Annotated in this window: 15 protein-coding genes and 2 pseudogenes; 8 read left to right on the top strand and 9 right to left on the bottom strand. The window is 71.1% G+C overall.

Features of this window, described 5'->3' with window-relative positions; genetic code table 11:
* Positions 1 to 12: 12 nt before the first annotated feature.
* Positions 13 to 1062: a LacI family DNA-binding transcriptional regulator gene (locus ACU6WZ_RS01460; RefSeq protein ID WP_447031280.1), complete on the bottom strand. Its 1050-nt coding sequence runs from the start codon at positions 1060 to 1062 to the stop codon at positions 13 to 15.
* 132 nt (positions 1063 to 1194) lie between these two features.
* Between ACU6WZ_RS01460 and ACU6WZ_RS01455 the strand changes: the two genes are divergently transcribed.
* From ACU6WZ_RS01455 to ACU6WZ_RS01440, 4 genes are all read left to right on the top strand, one after another.
* The gene (locus tag ACU6WZ_RS01455) at positions 1195 to 3171 is read left to right on the top strand and encodes a Xaa-Pro dipeptidyl-peptidase (protein ID WP_447031279.1); all 1977 of its coding nucleotides are present in this window, start codon (positions 1195 to 1197) and stop codon (positions 3169 to 3171) included.
* Positions 3171 to 4466 (top strand): M14 family metallopeptidase, encoded by a 1296-nt coding sequence (locus ACU6WZ_RS01450; protein WP_447031278.1) that lies wholly within the window; start codon positions 3171 to 3173, stop codon positions 4464 to 4466. The genes ACU6WZ_RS01455 and ACU6WZ_RS01450 overlap by 1 nt, the downstream gene beginning before the upstream one ends.
* A gap of 77 nt (positions 4467 to 4543) precedes the next feature.
* Positions 4544 to 6304: a BCCT family transporter gene (locus tag ACU6WZ_RS01445; protein WP_447031277.1), complete on the top strand. Its 1761-nt coding sequence runs from the start codon at positions 4544 to 4546 to the stop codon at positions 6302 to 6304.
* 224 nt (positions 6305 to 6528) lie between these two features.
* Entirely contained in the window at positions 6529 to 8166 is a 1638-nt protein-coding gene (locus tag ACU6WZ_RS01440) for an ABC-F family ATP-binding cassette domain-containing protein (RefSeq protein WP_447031276.1), read from the top strand.
* Between the two features lie 54 nt (positions 8167 to 8220).
* On the opposite strand, the gene ACU6WZ_RS01435 is transcribed toward ACU6WZ_RS01440, so the two are convergent.
* From ACU6WZ_RS01435 to ACU6WZ_RS01425, 3 genes and pseudogenes are all read right to left on the bottom strand, one after another.
* Positions 8221 to 10611: a Tex family protein gene (locus ACU6WZ_RS01435; protein WP_447031275.1), complete on the bottom strand. Its 2391-nt coding sequence runs from the start codon at positions 10609 to 10611 to the stop codon at positions 8221 to 8223.
* A gap of 119 nt (positions 10612 to 10730) precedes the next feature.
* Positions 10731 to 10868, bottom strand: coding sequence for an LPFR motif small protein (locus tag ACU6WZ_RS01430; protein WP_447031274.1), 138 nt, complete (start codon positions 10866 to 10868; stop codon positions 10731 to 10733).
* Positions 10869 to 10990: 122 nt separating this feature from the next.
* A pseudogene (locus ACU6WZ_RS01425) lies at positions 10991 to 11150 on the bottom strand (helix-turn-helix domain-containing protein); the annotation flags it as partial.
* 68 nt (positions 11151 to 11218) lie between these two features.
* Between ACU6WZ_RS01425 and ACU6WZ_RS01420 the strand changes: the two are divergent.
* Both ACU6WZ_RS01420 and ACU6WZ_RS01415 read left to right on the top strand, forming a co-directional pair.
* Positions 11219 to 12205, top strand: a complete 987-nt coding sequence (locus ACU6WZ_RS01420) for a GlxA family transcriptional regulator (RefSeq protein ID WP_447031273.1) — start codon at positions 11219 to 11221, stop codon at positions 12203 to 12205.
* 12 nt (positions 12206 to 12217) lie between these two features.
* Positions 12218 to 12850 carry a DJ-1/PfpI family protein gene (locus ACU6WZ_RS01415; RefSeq protein ID WP_447031272.1) on the top strand — a complete coding sequence of 211 codons (633 nt, stop codon included), beginning with the start codon at positions 12218 to 12220 and terminating at the stop codon, positions 12848 to 12850.
* Here the strand turns inward: ACU6WZ_RS01415 and ACU6WZ_RS01410 are convergent.
* On the bottom strand, positions 12843 to 13616 hold the full coding sequence (locus tag ACU6WZ_RS01410; RefSeq protein ID WP_447031270.1) for an enoyl-CoA hydratase/isomerase family protein: 774 nt from the start codon (positions 13614 to 13616) through the stop codon (positions 12843 to 12845). The genes ACU6WZ_RS01415 and ACU6WZ_RS01410 overlap by 8 nt on opposite strands.
* Before the next feature lie 83 nt (positions 13617 to 13699).
* On the opposite strand from ACU6WZ_RS01410, the gene ACU6WZ_RS01405 reads away from it, so the two are divergent.
* Positions 13700 to 14407, top strand: a complete 708-nt coding sequence (locus ACU6WZ_RS01405; RefSeq protein WP_447031269.1) for an HdeD family acid-resistance protein — start codon at positions 13700 to 13702, stop codon at positions 14405 to 14407.
* Positions 14408 to 14537: 130 nt separating this feature from the next.
* Entirely contained in the window at positions 14538 to 15044 is a 507-nt protein-coding gene (locus tag ACU6WZ_RS01400; protein ID WP_447031268.1) for an ATP-binding protein, read from the top strand.
* On the opposite strand, the gene idi is transcribed toward ACU6WZ_RS01400, so the two are convergent.
* The 4 genes and pseudogenes from idi to galE all read right to left on the bottom strand — a co-directional run bounded on the left by idi (position 15010) and on the right by galE (position 18829).
* Positions 15010 to 15639: an isopentenyl-diphosphate Delta-isomerase gene (idi, locus tag ACU6WZ_RS01395; protein ID WP_447031267.1), complete on the bottom strand. Its 630-nt coding sequence runs from the start codon at positions 15637 to 15639 to the stop codon at positions 15010 to 15012. The genes ACU6WZ_RS01400 and idi overlap by 35 nt on opposite strands.
* A 147-nt stretch (positions 15640 to 15786) precedes the next feature.
* Positions 15787 to 16490: pseudogene (locus ACU6WZ_RS01390) on the bottom strand (class I SAM-dependent methyltransferase); the annotation flags it as partial.
* Positions 16491 to 16737: 247 nt separating this feature from the next.
* On the bottom strand, positions 16738 to 17679 hold the full coding sequence (locus tag ACU6WZ_RS01385; protein WP_447031266.1) for a cation diffusion facilitator family transporter: 942 nt from the start codon (positions 17677 to 17679) through the stop codon (positions 16738 to 16740).
* A 142-nt stretch (positions 17680 to 17821) separates the two neighbouring features.
* Positions 17822 to 18829, bottom strand: coding sequence for a UDP-glucose 4-epimerase GalE (gene galE, locus ACU6WZ_RS01380; protein ID WP_447031265.1), 1008 nt, complete (start codon positions 18827 to 18829; stop codon positions 17822 to 17824).
* Positions 18830 to 18972: the final 143 nt, after the last annotated feature.

The raw sequence follows: 18972 nt of genomic DNA, 5'->3' as shown, positions 1-18972 counted from the left end.
GGCCCGGCCCTCTCAGGCCGAGGCCCGCCGCACCAGCTCGACCGGCAGGATCACCGAGGCGGGGACATTCGCGGCCCGCCCGTCCCCGCCGCGCCCGTCCCCGCTCAGCATCGTCATCAGCAGCCGGGCCATCAGCCGGCCCATGCCCTCGATGTCCTGACGCACCGTCGTCAGCGGCGGCTCCATGGACGTGGCCAGCGGATCCATGTCGTCGAAGCCGACGAGCGCCACGTCCTGCGGCACCCGCCGTCCCCGTTCCCTCAGCACCCGCAGCGCCCCCGCCGCCATCAGGTCGTTGGCGGCGAACACGGCGTCCAGATCGGGCCGCCGCTCCAGCAGCTCGGCCATCGCGCGCGCACCGCTGTCCAGGGTGAAGTCGCCCTGCGCGGTCAGCGCCGGGTCCGCGCCGACCAGGACGTCACGGTAGCCGTCGGCGCGGTCGATGGCCGAAGTCTGGTCACGCGGACCCGCGATGTGCGCGATGCGTTCGCGGCCGAGGCTCGCCAGATGCCGTACGGCGCTTCGGGCGCCGCCACGGTTGTCGCAGTCGACGTACGGCACCTGCGCGGGGGCGCCCGCCCAGCCGGGGCGGCCGCCGAAGACGGCCGGGAGCTTGACCCGGCCCATCACGGCGGGCAGCTCGTCGTCGTTGTGCAGCGAGAAGGCGAGCGCGCCGTCGACATGTCCGCCGCCGAGATAGCGGGCTATCCGGTCGTAGTCCCCCGGCCCCTCCACCCACAGCAGCACCAACTGGCTGTCATGAGCTGACAGTTCCCTGCTGATGCCGCGGATCTGCCGCTCGAAGAAGGGGTCGGAGAAGATCCTGAACTCGGGCTCGGCGATGATCACGGCGACCGCCTCGTTGCGCCGGGTGACCAGGGAGCGTGCCGCCCGGTTCGGCACGTACCCCAGCTCGTCTACCGCCCGCCGCACCTTGTCGGTCAGCGCCTGCCGCACCCCCGCACCACCGTTGACGACCCGGGACGCCGTGGCGCGCGACACCCCGGCGCGGGCGGCGACGGTTTCCAGCGTGGGGCGGGACCCATCGGGGTGTCCGGGCACGACGGGTGCTCCTCGGCTGCTCGGGGCGGTGGCAAGGCGGTGGCAACAGGGGAGTGAGCTGCCAAGAGTCAGAATATCCCGCCGCATCAGGCCCTCTTTTGCACGGGAGTTGACGGGAGTACCTTCCCGCCCATGCCCATACCTGCGCGGAGATCCCGCTTGAAGTGGCGAAGGTTCATTCCGGCGGCTGCGGCCGCCCTGGTGGCGGTCCTGCTGACCCCGGCGGGCGCCGAGGGCGCCGGAAACCGGCCCCGCGAAAGCAGACCCGTCTACTCCTACGACAACGCGATCCGCGAAGCCGTCTGGGTGGACACCCGGTTCGACGGCGACGGGGACGGCCGGAAGGACAGAGTCGCGGTCGACATCGTCCGGCCCAGGGAACCGGCTCAGCGCGGCCGGAAAATCCCGGTGATCATGGACGCAAGTCCGTACTACGCCTGCTGCGGGCGCGGCAACGAGAGCCAGAGGAAGACGTACGACGCGAACGGCGACCCCGTCCAGTTCCCCCTGTACTACGACAACTACTTCGTGCCCCGCGGCTACGCCTTCGTCGCCGTGGACCTCGCCGGCACCAACCGCTCCGACGGCTGCGTCGACGTCGGCGGCCGCTCCGACATCCAGTCCGCCAAGGCCGTCGTCGACTGGCTGAACGGCCGCGGCACGGCGTACACCAGCCGCACCGGAGGCGAGCGGACCTCGGCCCGCTGGTCCACCGGGAACACCGGCATGATCGGCAAGAGTTACGACGGCACCGTCGCGAACGGCGTCGCGGCGACCGGTGTCGAGGGCCTGAAGACCATCGTGCCGATCGGCGCGATCTCCTCTTGGTACGACTACTACTTCGCCCAGGGCGCCCCGCTCTACGACAGCGGCCCCGACTGGCTCTCCGACTACGTTGAGAGCCCCGGGGCCCGCGCCCGCTGCCAGGCCGTGCAGCAGCGCCTCGTCGAGGAGGCCCCGCGCAGCGGCGACTTCACCCGGCTGTGGGCCGAGCGCGACTACGTACCGGACGCAGACCGGGTCGACGCCAGCGTCTTCGTCGTCCACGGCCTGCAGGACCTCAACGTCCGCACCAAGCACTTCGGCCAGTGGTGGGGCGCCCTCGCCGATGCCGGAGTGGACCGCAAGATCTGGCTCTCGCAGACCGGCCACGTCGACCCGTTCGACTTCCGCCGCGGCGACTGGGTGAAGACCCTGCACCGCTGGTTCGACCACGAACTCCTCGGTTACGACAACGGCATCGACCGTGCACCGATGGCCGACATCGAGCGCGCCCCCGACCAGTGGTCCACCGACAAGGTCTGGCCGCCGCGCTCCACCGACGCCACCACCGTGCGCCCCGGTAAGGGCTCGGCGCCCGGCGTCGGCACTCTGTCGCTGAAGCCCGCGGCTCCCGGTGCCACCGAGACGTTCACCGACGACCCGAGGCTCGGCGAGACCGACTGGGCGGCGGCGATCGACCGGTCGACACCCTCGAAGGCCGGTTTCACCACCAAGCCGCTCACCCGTGACCTGCGTCTGTCCGGCTCGTCCCAGGTGACCGTCACGGCGACACCCTCGACGCCGACCGCCCACCTGTCCGCCGTCCTTGTCGACCTCGGCCCCGATACGATCCGCGACTACACCGCCGCCGGCGAGGGCATCTCCACGCTCTCCGGACGCACCTGCTGGGGCCCGAGCACCACGGGCGACAGCTCCTGCTTCAAGGAGACCAAGGCCCGTACCGCCGACGTGGACTACACCGTCTTCAGCCGCGGCTGGGCCGACCTCGGCACGTACGCCGACCCGGGCAAGGGCCGCCCACTCACGCCGGGCAAGCGCTACACGATCACCCTCGACCTGGCCGCGAGCGACCACGTCGTCCCGGCCGGACACCGGCTCGCCCTGATCGTCGGCGGCACCGACGCCGGCCTCATCGACCCGCCGTCCACCACCCCGGCCCTCGGCATCGACCTGGCCCGCACACACGCCCGGCTGCCGGTCACCGGCGGTACGAAGGCCTTCGCGCGCGCCGCGGCCGGCTCCCGATGGTCCGGCCCGTCCGGCGCCCGCCTCGACGGCGTGGCCGAACCCCGCTCCCCGCGCCCGATCCCCGGAGGCACCCGCTGATGCGCACGCGCCCACTCCTGCTCGGCGCCCTCGCCGCCGCCCTCGCCGCTCCCGCGATCCTCACCGCCCCGGCCCAGGCGGCGCCGCCCGCCCCGGCGCCCCGTACCGGCTTCGAGTCCACCGACGGCGCACGCTGGACCACCCAGCCCGAGGAGCAGGCCTTCCTGGCCGCCGTCGACCGGGGCAGCGCGCGCGTGACGATGTCCACCGTCGCCGCGACGAAGTCGGGCCGCCCGCTCCAGCTCGTACGCATCGGGGAGCGCCGCACCACCAGTGCGACCCGACCCACCATGCTGCTCATCTGCTCCCAGCACGGTGACGAGCCGTCGGGCCGGGAAGCGTGCCTGACCACCGTCCGCGACCTGGCGTACGCCAAGGACAGGAAGACGCGGGACTTCCTCGCCCGCACCACCGTCCTCGTCGTCCCCACCGCCAACCCCGACGGCCACGCCGCCGACACCCGCGGCAACTCCGACGGCGTCGACATCAACCGCGACCACATCGCCTTGAAGACCGCGGAGGGCCGGGCCCTGGCCGCCGTCATCCGCGACCACCGTCCCGAAGTGGTCTACGACCTGCACGAGTACGGCGCCACCTCGCCGTACTACGACAAGGACCTCCTGGCGCTGTGGCCCCGCAACCTCAACACCGACGACCGGGTGCACGACGAGGCGCGGACGCTCTCCGAGTCGTACGTCAGGCCGGGCGCCGAGGCCGCCGGGTTCAGCACGGGGGTCTACGGCATCTGGACCGACCCGCAGACAGGTGAACCCCTCCGCCAGGTGGCGGGCGACGGCCAGGAGCGCATCCTTCGCAACACAGCGGGGATCAAGCACTCCGTCGGCCTGCTCGTCGAGACCCGCGTCGACCCGCTCACCGATGCCGAGAAGAAGGACCCGGCGCTCAACAACCGGCGCCGAGTCGACACCCAGCTCGCCGCACTCGACAACGCCTTCACCTTCACGGCCCAGCGGCGCGGCCCGATTCTCGCGGCCACCCACCGGGCACGTCTCGCCGGGTTCGCCGACCGTGGCCCCGTCTTCCTCGGCGGGGCCGACAACGACCCGGCCGAGCCCGCCGAGACCATCCAGGACCCGCCCTGCGGCTACCGCCTGACCGGGGAGCAGTACGCGGACGTCGGCGACGAACTCGCGCTGCACGGGGTCCGCGCGTACCGGGAGAGCGGGGGAGCGTACGTACCCCTGCGGCAGTCGCAGCGTGACCTGGCCGTTCTGCTGCTCGACGAGCGCGGCGCATACCACCTCACCGCCGGGCGGCCGGACGCGAGCTGTTAGACAGTTAGTACGTGCAATCCACACGGTAGGGGGTAGCAGCAGCGAAATCAGGCCATGTAACGAGGAAAGGCGCCTCTGTGTCGCAGGACGAACAAAAGCCGGGTCAACGGCTCCGGCTCCCGGTGAGAGCCGCGCTCCCCGGCCGCCACCCGTACGAGGACAAGGAGCCCCGGACCGACAAGGTGGTGTTCGGTGTCACGGCCGTGGTCACCCTCGCGTTCGTGGTCTGGGGCTCCGTCTTCACCAAGACGCTGGAGACCGTCTCCGACAAGATGCTCGGCGGCCTGATCCACAACGGCGGCTGGGCCTTCGTCCTGGCCGCCTCCGGCTTCGTCGTGTTCGCTCTCTGGCTGGCCGTCAGCCGCTACGGCAGGATCCCGCTCGGCCAGGAACACGAGGGCCCCGAGTTCCGCACGGTGTCGTGGGTCGCCATGATGTTCAGCGCGGGCATGGGCATCGGCCTGATGTTCTACGGCGTCAGTGAGCCGCTCGCGCACTACACCACGCCGCCGCCGGGCACCGATCCGCAGGACTCGGCGGAAGCCATGCAGACGGCCATGGCGACCACCCTCTTCCACTGGACGCTGCACCCGTGGGCGATCTACGCGGTGGTCGGCCTGGCCATCGCCTACAGCACCTTCCGGCGCCGCAGGCGGCAGGCGATCAGTGCCGTCTTCACACCGCTGATCGGCAAGAAGCACGCCGACGGGGCACCCGGACGGGTCATCGACATCCTGGCGATTTTCGCCACGCTCTTCGGCTCCGCGACCTCGCTGGGCCTCGGGGCGCTCCAGATCGGCAGCGGGTTCAAGGAACTGGGCTGGATGGAGAAGGCCGGCACCGGTCTGCTCGTCTCCATCATCGGCGTCCTGACGGTGGCCTTCGTCTTCTCGGCGGTCTCGGGCGTCGAGAAGGGCATCCAGTGGCTGTCCAACACCAACATGGTGCTGGCCATCCTGCTCGCCCTGTTCGTTTTCGTCGCAGGACCGACCATCATTGTCCTCGACCTGCTGCCCACGTCGCTCGCCGCGTACGTCGGAAACCTGCCGGAGCTGGCCGGCCGCACCGAGGCGTCCACCGGTGGCGGTGAGATCGCCGACTGGCTGAGCAGCTGGACGGTCTTCTACTGGGCCTGGTGGATCTCCTGGACGCCGTTCGTCGGCATGTTCATCGCCCGCATCAGCCGTGGCCGTACGATCCGTCAGTTCGTCGGCGGTGTCATTCTCGTGCCGAGCACCGTCAGCCTCATCTGGTTCGCCATTTTCGGCGGCACGGCGATGAAGCTCCAGGAGAGCGGACGGCTCGCCGAGGAGGCGACGCCCGAGGGCCAGCTCTTCGGCGTACTCCAGGAATTCCCGATCGCCGGCGTGATGAGCCTGGTCGTGATGATCCTGGTGGGCATCTTCTTCGTCTCCGGGGCGGACGCCGCCTCGATCGTGATGGGCACCCTCTCCCAGCGCGGGACCTTCGAACCCGCCCGGTTCGTCGTCATCTTCTGGGGCGTGGTGACCGGCGCGGTGGCGGCGGTGATGCTGCTCGTCGGGGACGGCAAGGGCGACGCCCTGGCGGGCCTGCAGAATCTGACGATCCTCGCCGCCGCGCCCTTCGTGCTCGTCATGGTCGGGATGTGCGTGGCGCTCATGCGCGACCTGCGCCGAGACCCGCTGATCGTCCGCGGCGAGATCGTCGAGGAGGCCGTGGAAACAGCGGTGATCGCCGGCCACGAGAAGTACGCCGGCGACTTCGAGATCCGCATCGGGCCGGGCTGGGAAGGCGACGACAGCATCTCGGACGAGGAGAAGCGCCGCAGGGAGCGCGGCGAGAGCCCGTCCTCCTGACGAGCCCCGCACCGCTGCGGGCGTGATCCCCTACGCCGGACGGGCCGGGAAACACCCGGCCCGTCCGGCGTTTTGCGTACCCGCCGACGGGTCGCCGAGGTGACGTCCGGCTGCCGGGCTGCCGGGTTACCGGGCATCGTGGCCCGCACCGCCCGAGGCGTACCGGTCACCCCGACGGTCCACCGACACCCCCCGGCCAGGGCCTCGATAGGATCGGTGCCCTGATGACTGCCACTCTCGTCGCCAAAGACCTCGCCGCCGGCCACGGTGACCGCTCGCTGTTCTCCGGGCTCGATCTTGTCGTCGCCCCCGGTGACGTGATCGGGCTGGTCGGTGTCAACGGCGCGGGCAAATCCACGCTGCTGCGCCTCCTCGCCGGGCTCGACACCCCCGAGGGCGGTGAGCTGCGGCTTTCGCCGCCCACCGCCACCGTCGGCCATCTCCCGCAGGAACCCGAACGCCGCGAAGGCGAGACGGTACGGGCCTTCCTCGCCCGGCGTACCGGAGTGGCCGCCGCCCAGAGCGCCCTCGACGCTGCCACCCAGGCACTCGTCGACGAGACCCCGGGCGCGGACGACGCGTACTCCACCGGCCTGGAGCGCTGGCTCGACCTCGGCGGGGCGGACCTCGACGAGCGCGCCGAGGAGGTCGCCGCCTCGCTCGGCCTGACCGTCGGCCTCGACCAGCCGATGACCTCCCTCTCCGGCGGCCAGGCCGCCCGCGCGGGCCTCGCCTCGCTGCTCCTGTCCCGCTACGACGTCTTCCTGCTCGACGAGCCCACGAACGACCTCGACCTCGACGGCCTGGAGCGCCTGGAGCGCTTCGTCTCCGGCCTGCGCGCGGGCACCGTAGTCATCAGCCACGACCGCGAGTTCCTGACCCGCACCGTCACCAAGATCCTCGAACTCGACCTCGCCCAGCAGCAGATCACGCTCTACGGCGGCGGCTACGCGGCGTACCTCGAAGAGCGCGAGACGGCCCGCCGGCACGTCCGCGAGGACTTCGACGAGTACGCCGACAAGAAGGCGGCGCTCGAAGGCCGCGCCCAGATGCAGCGCGGTTGGATGGACAAGGGCGTCAAGAACGCCCGCCGCAAGGCCACCGACAACGACAAGGTCGGTCGTAACTTCCGCAGTGAGGCGAGCGAGAAGCAGGCCGCCAAGGCACGTCAGACGCAGCGCATGATCGAGCGCCTCGATGTCGTCGAGGAACCCCGCAAGGAGTGGGAGCTGCGCATGGAGATCGCTGCGGCCCCGCGCTCCGGCGCGGTCGTGGCCACCCTGCGCGACGCCGAAGTCCGGCGCGGCGACTTCGCCTTCGGCCCGGCCTCGCTCCAGATCGACTGGGCCGACCGGGTCGCCGTCACCGGCGCCAACGGCGCCGGGAAGTCCACGCTGCTCGCCGCCCTCCTCGGCCGTCTCCCGCTGGACACCGGCCACGCGGCACTCGGCCCCGGCGTGGTCGTCGGTGAGGTCGACCAGGCCCGCGGCCTCTTCTACGGCAGCGAGTCGCTCCTCGACGCCTTCTGCGCGGCCGTCCCCGACTCGCAGCCGGCGGAAGTACGCACTCTCCTGGCCAAGTTCGGCCTGCGCGCCGACCACGTCCTGCGCCCCGCGACCACGCTCTCGCCGGGCGAGCGGACACGCGCCGCGCTGGCGCTGCTCCAGGGCAGGGGCGTGAACCTCCTGGTCCTCGACGAGCCCACGAACCACCTCGACCTCACCGCGATCGAGCAGCTGGAGTCCGCCCTGGACTCCTACGAGGGCACCCTGCTCCTGGTCACCCACGACCGCCGCATGCTGGACGCGGTCCGCACGACCCGCCGCGTAGAGGTGACGGCCGGCAAGGTGACCGAACTCTGACCACCCCGCCGGTCCTCATGGGGGCTGCCGGTCCGGGGCAGCGCCCCGAAACCGTCAGCCCCGCTTCGGATCCGTCAGCCCCGCCCGACGCAGCGCATCCGCCATCGCACTGTTCGCCGACCCGGGGGCCGGCGCCGACCCCCGGCGAGACCCGCCACCGCCACCGCCGCCACCACGCCGCTGCGCCGGAGGCCGGCCACCTGAGCCACCCGAGCCACCGCCACCGCCCCGCTCCCGCTTCGCCCCACCCGCAGCCGGCGCAGCCAACTCGTCCTCCAGCCGCAGCGTCAACGAGATCCGCTTGCGCGCGACGTCGACATCCATGACCTTGACCTTGACGACATCCCCCGGCTTCACCACATCCCGGGGGTCCTTGACGAAGGTCTTCGACAACGCCGACACATGGACCAGCCCGTCCTGGTGCACGCCGATGTCCACGAACGCGCCGAACGCCGCGACATTCGTCACCACGCCCTCAAGGACCATCCCGGCCTCCAGGTCGCCCAGCTTCTCGACGCCCTCCTTGAAGGTCGCCGTCCGGAAGGCGGGTCGCGGGTCGCGACCGGGTTTCTCCAGTTCCCTGAGGATGTCCGACACCGTCGGCAGCCCGAACGTGTCGTTCACGAAGTCGGCGGCCCGCAGCGACCGCAGCACCGCCGTGTTGCCGATGAGCGTCCCCACCCCGCTGCCCGCGGTCTTCACCATCGCCCGCACCACCGGATACGCCTCGGGGTGCACGCTCGACGCGTCCAGCGGGTCTTCGCCGCCCTGGATGCGCAGGAAGCCCGCACACTGCTCGTACGCCTTCGGCCCGAGCCGCGCCACGTCCTTCAGCCCCTTGCGGGACCGGAACGGGCCGTTCGCGTCCCGGTGCGCCACGATGTTCTCCGCGAGCCCGGAGCTGATCCCGGAAACCCGCGAAAGCAGCGGCGCGGACGCGGTGTTGACGTCGACACCCACCCCGTTCACACAGTCCTCGACGACCGCGTCGAGCGAGCGGGACAGCTTCACCTCGGCCAGGTCGTGCTGATACTGGCCGACCCCGATGGACTTCGGGTCGATCTTCACCAGCTCGGCCAGCGGGTCCTGCAGCCGCCGCGCGATCGACACGGCGCCGCGCAGCGACACGTCCATGTCGGGAAGCTCCTGCGAAGCGAAAGCGGACGCCGAGTACACAGACGCGCCGGCCTCCGACACCATCACCTTCGTCAGCTTCAGCTCGGGGTGCTTGGCGCACAGCTCCCCGGCGAGCTTGTCGGTCTCGCGGGACGCCGTGCCGTTGCCGATGGCGATCAGCTCTACGTCGTGCTCCTTCGCGAGCCGCGCGAGCTTCGCCAGCGACTCATCCCACGCGTTGCGCGGCACATGCGGATAGATCACGTCCGTCGCGAGAACCTTGCCGGTCGCGTCGACCACGGCGACCTTCACACCCGTGCGAAAACCGGGGTCGAGCCCCAGCGTCGCCCGCGTCCCGGCCGGCGCCGCCAGCAGCAGATCACGCAGGTTCGCCGCGAAGACCCGTACCGCCTCGTCCTCCGCGGCGGTCCGCAGCCGAAGCCGCAGGTCGATGCCCAGGTGCACCAGAATCCGGGTCCGCCACGCCCACCGCACGGTATCGCCGAGCCACTTGTCGCCCGGCCGGCCCTGCGCGCAAACCCCGAAGCGCCGGGCGATCGCGTTCTCGTACGCTGTAGGGCCCGGGATGTCGGTCTCCGACGGCTCCTCGGGTTCCAGGACCAGGTCGAGTACGTCTTCCTTCTCGCCGCGCAGCATCGCCAGCACGCGGTGCGAGGGCAGCGAAGTGAAGGGCTGCGAGAAGTCGAAGTAGTCGGCGAACTTCGCGCCCGCCTCCTCCTTCCCGTCCCGTACCTTCGCGGCCAGCCGTCCCCGCGACCACATGCGTTCCCGCAGCTCACCGATGAGGTCGGCGTCCTCCGAGAAGCGCTCGGTGAGAATTGACCGCGCGCCGTCCAGGGCGGCCTGTGAGTCGGCCACACCCTTCTCGGCGTCCACGAACGCCGCGGCGGCCGAGAGCGGATCCACCGTCGGATCGGTCAGCAGTCCCCGCGCGAGCGGTTCGAGGCCCGCCTCGCGGGCGATCTGCGCCTTCGTCCTTCGCTTGGGCTTGAACGGCAGGTAGATGTCTTCCAGCCGGGCCTTGGTGTCGGCGGTCCGGATCCGCGCCTCAAGCGCCTCGTCGAGCTTGCCCTGCTCGCGTACGGACTCCAGGACAGCGGCCCTCCGGTCCTCCAGCTCGCGCAGATACCGCAGCCGCTCCTCAAGTGTGCGCAGCTGCGCGTCGTCGAGCATCTCGGTCGCTTCCTTGCGGTAGCGAGCGATGAACGGCACGGTCGAACCGCCGTCGAGCAACTCGACGGCGGCCCTGACCTGCCGTTCCCTTACGCCGAGCTCCTCGGCGATCCTGCCTTCGATGGACGTCGTCACGATGTTCCCGACTCGCCTTCTCCTGCGGGCTGTGCTTGCGCCTGCATTGTGCCGGGTTGTCGGGTCGGCTGTCGCACACGCCCCGGTCGAGGCCGCACCTGAGCTCCGCTCAGCGCAGCTCAGGTGCGGCGGGACCGCCCGCCGCCGCCACCCGACGCCCCGCCGAAGAGCTTGGCAAGCAGCCTGAAGGGCAGGGTCACCACAGTGGCGATGGCCGAGCCGACCGTACGCAGTGCGTCTGCAATGGCACGAAACACGTTGAACCTCCTGCTGTCTCGGTCTGTCCCGGTATCCGGCACAGGCACTGATATCCGCTCACGCGGCACGCAAACGCCCTGTACGCCGGTCGTGGTCACTTTCCGCGTACTTTCCGAAGTCAGGCCGCGTCCCAGTCGCCGCCTTGCCGGCCGCGGGAGGTTAGCGCGAACCGCGGCGTCATGCCCCTGCCCGTCGCCGTGCGACTCACCAGCGCCTCCAGCGGTCCAGCTCCGCACTGAGCAGCGCCGTCAGGTGCCGTCGCCACGGTGGTCGCGCAGCAGTGGCCATGGCAGGAAAGGTGGGGTACTCGTCATTGTGGACATCGGTCCGGGCCCCAAAGATGGTCCGTATGACGCAGCGATCCGTGCTCGTCGTCCTCTACGACGACGTCCAGAGCCTCGATGTGACAGGCCCCATGGAGGTCTTCGCCGGGGCGGCCACCCACGCCGGCGATCCGGACACGTACCGCATGCGCACCGCCTCGCTCGACGGCACTCCCGTCCGCACCTCCAGCGGCCTCACGCTGGTCCCCGACACCGCCCTGACCGGGGTGCGGGAAACCCCGCACACCCTTCTCGTCCCCGGCGGCCGGGGGACCCGTACCCCCGACCCGAGGCTGACCGGCTGGCTGCGCGACAACGCCCCGGGCGCCGAGCGACTGGTCTCGGTCTGCACCGGAGCGCTGCTTCTCGCCGCGGCCGGGCTGCTCGACGGCCGCCGCGCCACCACCCACTGGGCCTTCTGCAACCACCTCGCCCAGGCCTACCCGGCCGTCGAGGTCGACCCGGACCCCATCTATGTGCGCGACGGGTACGTGGCCACCTCGGCCGGGGTGACCGCCGGCATCGATCTGGCGCTGGCCCTGGTCGAGGAGGACCTCGGCCGGGACACCGCGCTCGTCGTCGCCCGCTATCTCGTCGTCTTCCTGCGACGCCCGGGCAACCAGGCCCAGTTCAGCGCCCAGCTCGCCGCCCAGACCGCCCAGCGCCAACCGCTCAGGGAGGTCCAGCAGTGGATCTCCGAACACCCCGGCGGTGACCTGTCGGTGGAGGCGCTGGCAGCTCGGGCCCGCCTCTCACCGCGCCACTTCTCCCGTGCCTTCCAGTCCGAGACAGGGACGACCCCGGGCAAGTACGTCGAGCGGGTGCGCCTGGAACACGCGCGGCGCCTCCTGGAGGACTCCGCCGACGGCATCGAGGAGATCTCCCGCGCCTGCGGCTACGGCACGCCGGAGGCAATGCGCCGCGCGTTCGTGAAGACCCTCGCCGCGGCACCCGCCGAGTACCGGCGCCGCTTCCGCCCTCAGCCCATCCTGCCCATCCACCGACCGACCTGAACGGGACCCGTCATGACGCAGATCGCCATCGTCCTCTTCGACCACTTCACGGCTCTCGACGCCGTCGGCCCCTACGAGATGCTGTGCCGCCTGCCCGGCGCAGAGACGGTCTTCGTCGCCGAGCGAACCGGCCCCGTACGCAACGACCGGGACGAACTCACGCTCGTGGCCGACGCGACATTCGCCGAGGTCGCAACCCCGGACATCGTGCTGGTTCCGGGCGGCCCCGGCCAGGACGCGCAGATGGACAACGACGCCCTGCCCGGCTGGCTGCGCACCGTCGACGCCGCCACCACCTGGACGACGTCCGTCTGCACCGGTTCGCTGCTGCTCGCCGCGGCCGGGCTGCTGACCGGCCGCCGCGCCACCTCGCACTGGCTGGCCCTGGACCACCTGAAGACCTTCGGCGCCGAGCCCACCGGCGAACGCGTCGTCACCGACGGCAAGTACGTCACCGCGGCCGGCGTCTCGTCCGGCATCGACATGGGACTCACGCTGGTCGGCAGGATCGCCGGCGACGAGCACGCGCAGGCGGTGCAGCTGCTGACGGAGTACGACCCTCAGCCGCCGTACGACGCCGGATCCCCGCTCAAGGCCCCGGCCGCGCTGGTCGAGGAGTTCCGGGGGAAGAGCCGGTTCAGCTAGTTCGGCCGGGAGGTCCGGGGACCCAGTCGAAGCGTGGCGTACGGCGTTCCAGGAAGGCGGCGACGCCCTCGGCGGTGTCGCCGCTGTCGCACGCCTGGCCCGGCCAGTACGCGTCCCGGTCGGTGCGTCCCGATGCGAACTCCTTCGCCGCCGCCTGGGTCAGCTGCGAGCGCGACACCAGAACCTGGGTGAACTCCGCTACCCGGGAGGCCAGTTCGCCCGCCGGCAGCACCTCGTCCACCAGCCCGGTACGCAAAGCCCGATCGGCCGCGATCAACTCACCCGAGAACAGCAGGTACTTCGCGGCGGCCGGCCCCACCAGGGCGACCAGCCGACGGGTCGACGACGCCGGGTAGACGATCCCGAGCTTCGCCGGTGTGACCCCGAACGAAGCGCCCTCCTCCGCGAACCGCAGATCGCAGGCGGCGGCCAGCTGGCTGCCGCCGCCCACGCAGTACCCCCGGACGGCCGCGAGCGTCGGCTTCGGGAACGCCGCCAGCGCCTCCTCCGCCCGTACGGCGAGGCTCTGCGGCCCCTCGTCCTTGCCGCGCGGCTCCCGCAGAGACGAGATGTCCGCACCCGCGCAGAAGGTGCTCCCCGCGCCGGTCAGCACGACCGCCCGGATACTACGGTCGGCGGCCAGCGCGTCCAGCAGACCCGGCAGCGCCCGCCACATTCCGGCGGTCATGGCATTGCGCTTGCCGGGGTTGCTGATGACGATGGTGGCGACCCCGTCCGCGACGGTGTGTTCCAGCTGCGGCTCCATGCGCCGGATGCTATCCGGACCGTACGAACCTATGATCAAGAAGGGGCCGACAAGCGGACGACGCTGCGTTGAAGGAGTCGCTGATGGACGCTCACACCGGGCCCGACGACCGCACCGGCCACGACGACCGCACTGGCCACGACGACGGCACGGCCCGCCCCGCCGGCCCCGCCCGCACCCCCCGCTCGGGCCGCACCGCCCGCTCTTCGGCCGGCGAGCGCAAGAAGCTCCGCCGGGACTTCGGCCGGCTCGCGGTCCTCGGCGTCATCCTGGTGCTCGGCGGCATCGTCGGCCTGATCTACACCGGCGTCGCCACCCTCACCTCGATGATCCTCTTCGGCTGGCTGCTGCTGATCGGAGGTCTCGTCGGACTGCTCCAGGCGGTCCAGTCCCGCGGCTCGAACTTCTTCTGGCTCGGTGTGGTGGTCGCCGCGCTGAACCTGGCCGCCGGGGTCGTCGTGATCCGCCACCCCGAGGGTTCCGCCGAGGCGCTGACGATGTTCGCCGCCCTGCTCTTCCTGACCGGCGGGGTGTTCCGGCTGGCCGGGAGCGTGGTGGTGCGCGGCCCGCAGTTCGGCTGGACGCTGGTACAGGGCGCCTTCGGCGTACTGCTGGGCCTGCTGGTGCTCTTCGACTGGCCGCACAGCAGCCGCTACGTCCTGGGCTGCTTCTTCTCGCTCGGCCTGCTCTTCGACGGCCTCGGCCTCATCGCCATCGGTACGGGCGGCCGGCACATGGTCGACCTGGTCGCACCGGCCCCCGTCGAGGAGCAAAAAAAGCCAAGCACGTGACAGCCGCACAGCCGCACCGGTCATATGTCGTCGATTGCGGCTGATTTCAGTTCAGTGGGCCGGTCCGGACCAACTCGTTCCCAACACTCTCAGGGTGGTCACGAGCGAACACCCTGAGAGGTGCCGGTCCATGGAGAACCACGGGGGCGTACCCTCTCCAAGATCCACCGACGAGCCCCGAGCCGCATACGCAGGCGTCTGGCGATTCACCGCCCCGGCAGTGGACGCCTCCGTCCCGCAGGCCCGCCACGCCGTCCGCGACCTCCTGAACCGCCAGGGCGTCCCGGCCGAGGACGACTTGGTGCAGGGACTGCTGCTCATCGCCTCCGAGCTCGTCACCAACGCGGTACGCCACGCGGCGCTGCTCTCGCCCGAGCTCGCCGTCGAGGTGACGATCGCAGCGGAGTGGATCCGCGTCTCGGTGGCGGACAACCACCCCTACCGGCCCAAGGCCCTGGAGCGTGACTACGCGCAGACCGGCGGGCGCGGCCTGCTGCTGGTCCGGGAGATCACCGCGGAGGCCGGCGGGGTCTGCGACATCGAGCAGACCGCGAGCGGCGGAAAAGTCATCCGGGTAGCCCTGCCGCTGGCGGTCCTGCCCGTCACCAGCCCGCGCCCGGGCCCGTCAGCTCTCTGACCGCCGGGCGCGCCGCGTCCAGCACGGTGGAGAACCACGCGGAGAACGGCGCCGCCGCGTGCCGCTGGGCCAGTTCGCCCGCCGTGACGAAGGCCGTCTCGCCCACCTCGTCCGGATCGGGCCGCAGCGCCGCCTGGACCATGCCGACGAAGAGGTGGTTGTACTCCTGCTCGACCAGACCCGAGTCCGGGTCGGGGTGGTTGTAGCGGACCGTGCCGGCCTCGGCGAGCAGCGAGGGCGAGACCCCCAGCTCCTCGTACGTACGGCGGGCGGCGGCGGCGAACGGCGACTCCCCGGGGTAAGGGTGCCCACAGCAGGTGTTGGACCAGACGCCGGGGGAGTGGTACTTGCCGAGCGCGCGGCGCTGGATCAGCAGCCGGCCCGAGGCGTCGAAGAGGAACACCGAGAACGCGCGGTGCAGTCGGCCGGGGGCCTGATGCGCGGAGAGCTTCTCCGCGGTGCCGATGGTGCGACCGTCCTCGTCGACCAGCTCCAGCAGGATCTCCTGCGCCGGGCTGTCGGGCTGCGCTGTACCGTCGGGCTGCGCTGTGCCGTTGGGTGAGCTGTTCGCCGCGGTGACTGGTGTGCTCGGCATGACCATCCTTCGCTTCGGTACCCGGCTGCCAAGTCTGCCGTACAAAAGCGTCTTGTCCGTACTTCACGGAACGCCCCGCATGTCCGCCCCCGCCCGCCCGGCGTCGCGCGGGCGCAGGCGGACGGCGGATCAGCTCAGGGCGCAGGTGGGCCGCAGGACATAGCCCGTGTAGCCGTACTCGTCGCCGTGCTCGGCCCGTACGGCGATCTCCTCACGGGCGCCGCGAGCGCCTCGGCCATGCCGGGCGCCTCCGGTGCGGCGGCGTCGGCGCGGGCGCCGAGCGGGACGTAGTACTCGTCCCAGTCGCTCTGCGGTTGCGCGTACACCCCGAGCACCTCGTAGCCGGCCGCGACGGCCGCGGCCCTGTTCTCGGGCCGGCCGCGCAGAGCGTAGTGCTGATCCCAGAACGCCCGTACCGCGTGCGACGGCTCGGGGACCGTCCATTCGCACTCGGTGACGACGAGAGCACCGCCCGGGGCGACGAGCCGCCGCCACTCGCGCAGTGCGGTGTCGAAGCCGATGCTGTAGGCGGAACTCTCCGCCCAGACGAGGTCGAACGACCCGTCGGCGAAGGCCAGTTCGCCCATGTCGGCCGCGGTGGTACGGATCGAGTCGCCGAGCCCGCGCACTTCGGCCGACTCACGCAGCTCGGCGAGGAACGGCTCGTACAGGTCGACGGCAGTCACCTCGGCGTCGTACTCGCCCGCCAGGAGCAGCGAGGCCCGGCCGGGGCCGCAACCCAGGTCGAGGACGCGCGGCCGGCGCGGCACCGGTCCTGCGAGGGAGAACAGACGGCGGGTGGTGGCGTCGGAGCCCGGCCCCTGACGGGGAAGCCCGCGGTGCAGGGTCATGAAAGCTTCGAACATGGCGTTGTCGGTCAACGTGGGAACCCTTGGGTGTCAGGGCGCGGGCCGACGCGCGAAGGGTCAGCCGAGGGCCCGGGAGTTGAGGATGAACCGGACACTGCTCGCAGCAGCATCGACCGTGACGGTCATCAACCTCAGCTCCCCTCATCGTGTCCCCGAGGCCTGAATGCCTCGTCGAACACCGTATCAGCTCACCGGCAGAGCCCAGGGGCAGAGCTTCGGCCGCAGAGTTTCAGTGGCAGAGCATCGCCTCATGCTCGGCGTGCCCGTACGGCTCCAGCTGGAACGTGCAGTGCTCGACGTCGAAGTGGTCGCCGAGACAGCTCTGGAGAGCGTGCAGCATCTTCTCGTGGCCCACGGAGTCCAGGATGTCCTGGCTGACGACGACGTGCGCGGACAGCACCGGCATGCCGGAGGTGATCGTCCAGGCATGCAGGTCGTGTACGTCGTCGACGCCCGGCAGATCGAGTATGTGCGCCCGTACCTCGGCCATGTCCACGCCCGCCGGGGCGGTCTCCAGGAGCACGCGCAGCGTCTCCCGCAGCAGCTTCCAGGTGCGGGGCACGATCATGAGGCCGATCAGCAGGGAGGCGATCGGGTCGGCTGCCTGCCAGCCGGTCGCCATGATGATCGCGGCCGAGATCAGCACGGTGACCGAGCCCAGGGTGTCCGCGAGCACCTCAAGGAACGCGCCACGCACATTGAGGCTGTCCTTCTGGCCCTTCATCAGCAGGGACAGCGAGATCATGTTCGCCACGAGGCCGACCAGGGCGAAGACGATCGCCGTACCGCTCCTCGTCTGTGCCGGGGTGATGAACCGGTCCACGGCCTCGAAGAGCAGGAAGCCCCCCACACCGAGCAGCAGCAGACAGTTGGCCAGCGCTGCCAGGATCTCGGCCCTCGCGTAGCCGAAGGTGGCGTTGGCGGTGGCCGGGCGGTTGGCGAAGTGGATCGCGAGCAGCGCCATCGCCAGGCCGAGGGCGTCCGTCGCCATGTGGGCCGCGTCGGCGATCAGCGCCAGCGAGTTGGCGACCAGCCCGCCGACGATCTCGACCGTCATGACGGTCAGGGTGATGCCGAGGGCGATACGCAGCCGCCCCTTGTACGCGGCCGCGGCGGTGCCGGTGCGCCGCGGACCGGCGTGCGAATGCCCGTGATCGTGTCCTGCCCCCATGAGGGACGCCTCCCGCGGTCGTGTGACTGCCTGCCCGAAGTGCCAGTGAACTACGGGCGGGGGGTATGGGCAACACGAGACTGAACACCGTTGTCATGTGCTCTGACCTGCGGAAATGACCGCAGGTCAGAGACTCGCAAGATCACTTCGTGGCGGTCTGAGCAGCGACGGCCCCGGCGGCCTCCGGGTGACGCAGCACCCAGCCCTCCCAGGCCGAGGCGACCATCTCGCGCACCCCGTGCCGGGCCGTCCAGCCCAGTTCCTTGGTGATCCGCTCCGAGGACGCGACGGCCTTCGCGGCGTCGCCCGGCCGCCGCGGCTCGACGATCGGGGTGAGGGCGCTGCCCGTGACCTCGGCCACCAGGTCGGCGAGTTCGCGCACCGAGACGCCCTCGCCGCGGCCGATGTTGAGCGTCAGGTCCGCGGCCTCGTCCCGGGTTGTCAGCGCGCGGGCGACCGAAAGATGGGCGTCGGCGAGATCGGCGACGTGGATGTAGTCACGGACGCAGGTGCCGTCGGGCGTCGGATAGTCGTCGCCGAAGATCCTCGGGGCCTCGCCGCGGGTGATCCGGTCGAAGAACATCGGGATGATGTTGAACACTCCGGTGTCGGCCAGCTCCGGCGCCGCCGCCCCCGCCACGTTGAAGTAGCGCAGGCACGCGGTCGAGATGCCGTGCGCCCGGCCCGCCGCCCGCACCAGCCACTCGCCGGTGAGCTTTGTCTCGCCGTACGGGTTGATCGGTGCGCAGGGGGTGTCCTCGGAGATGAGCTCCGCGTCGGGCACGCCGTACACGGCGGCCGACGAGGAGAAGAGGAACCGCCGCACCCCGGCGGCGGCGACGGCCTCCAGGAGCACCGTCAGTCCGTGTACGTTCTCCCGGTAGTAGAGCAGCGGCTTGTCGACGGACTCGCCGACCTGCTTCTTCGCCGCCAGGTGCACCACACCGGTGACGGCGTGCTCCGCGAGCGTACGGTCGAGCAGGTCACGGTCCAGCACGGAGCCGCTGACCCTCTCGATCTCGGGGGGCAGCCGGTCCGGGACCCCGGACGAGGCGTCGTCCAGTACGACGACCCGCTCACCCGCCCCGGCCATGGTTCGCGCCACGTGCGCGCCGATGTATCCCGCACCACCTGTGATCAGCCACGTCATGACTGCCACCCTAGGGGCTGGGGGTGCCCGGCCAGCGCGGTTTGTGACGCGGGGCCTTGATCGACCAAGATGATCGCGGTGTGCTGCCCGCGTCCCGGTCCTTCTTATCGGGGCATGAACGGGCCGTGAATTCCAGCTTCCGA

The sequence above is a fragment of the Streptomyces hypolithicus genome (genome assembly GCF_052934925.1).
This window is presented reverse-complemented; position numbering and strand designations above follow the sequence as displayed.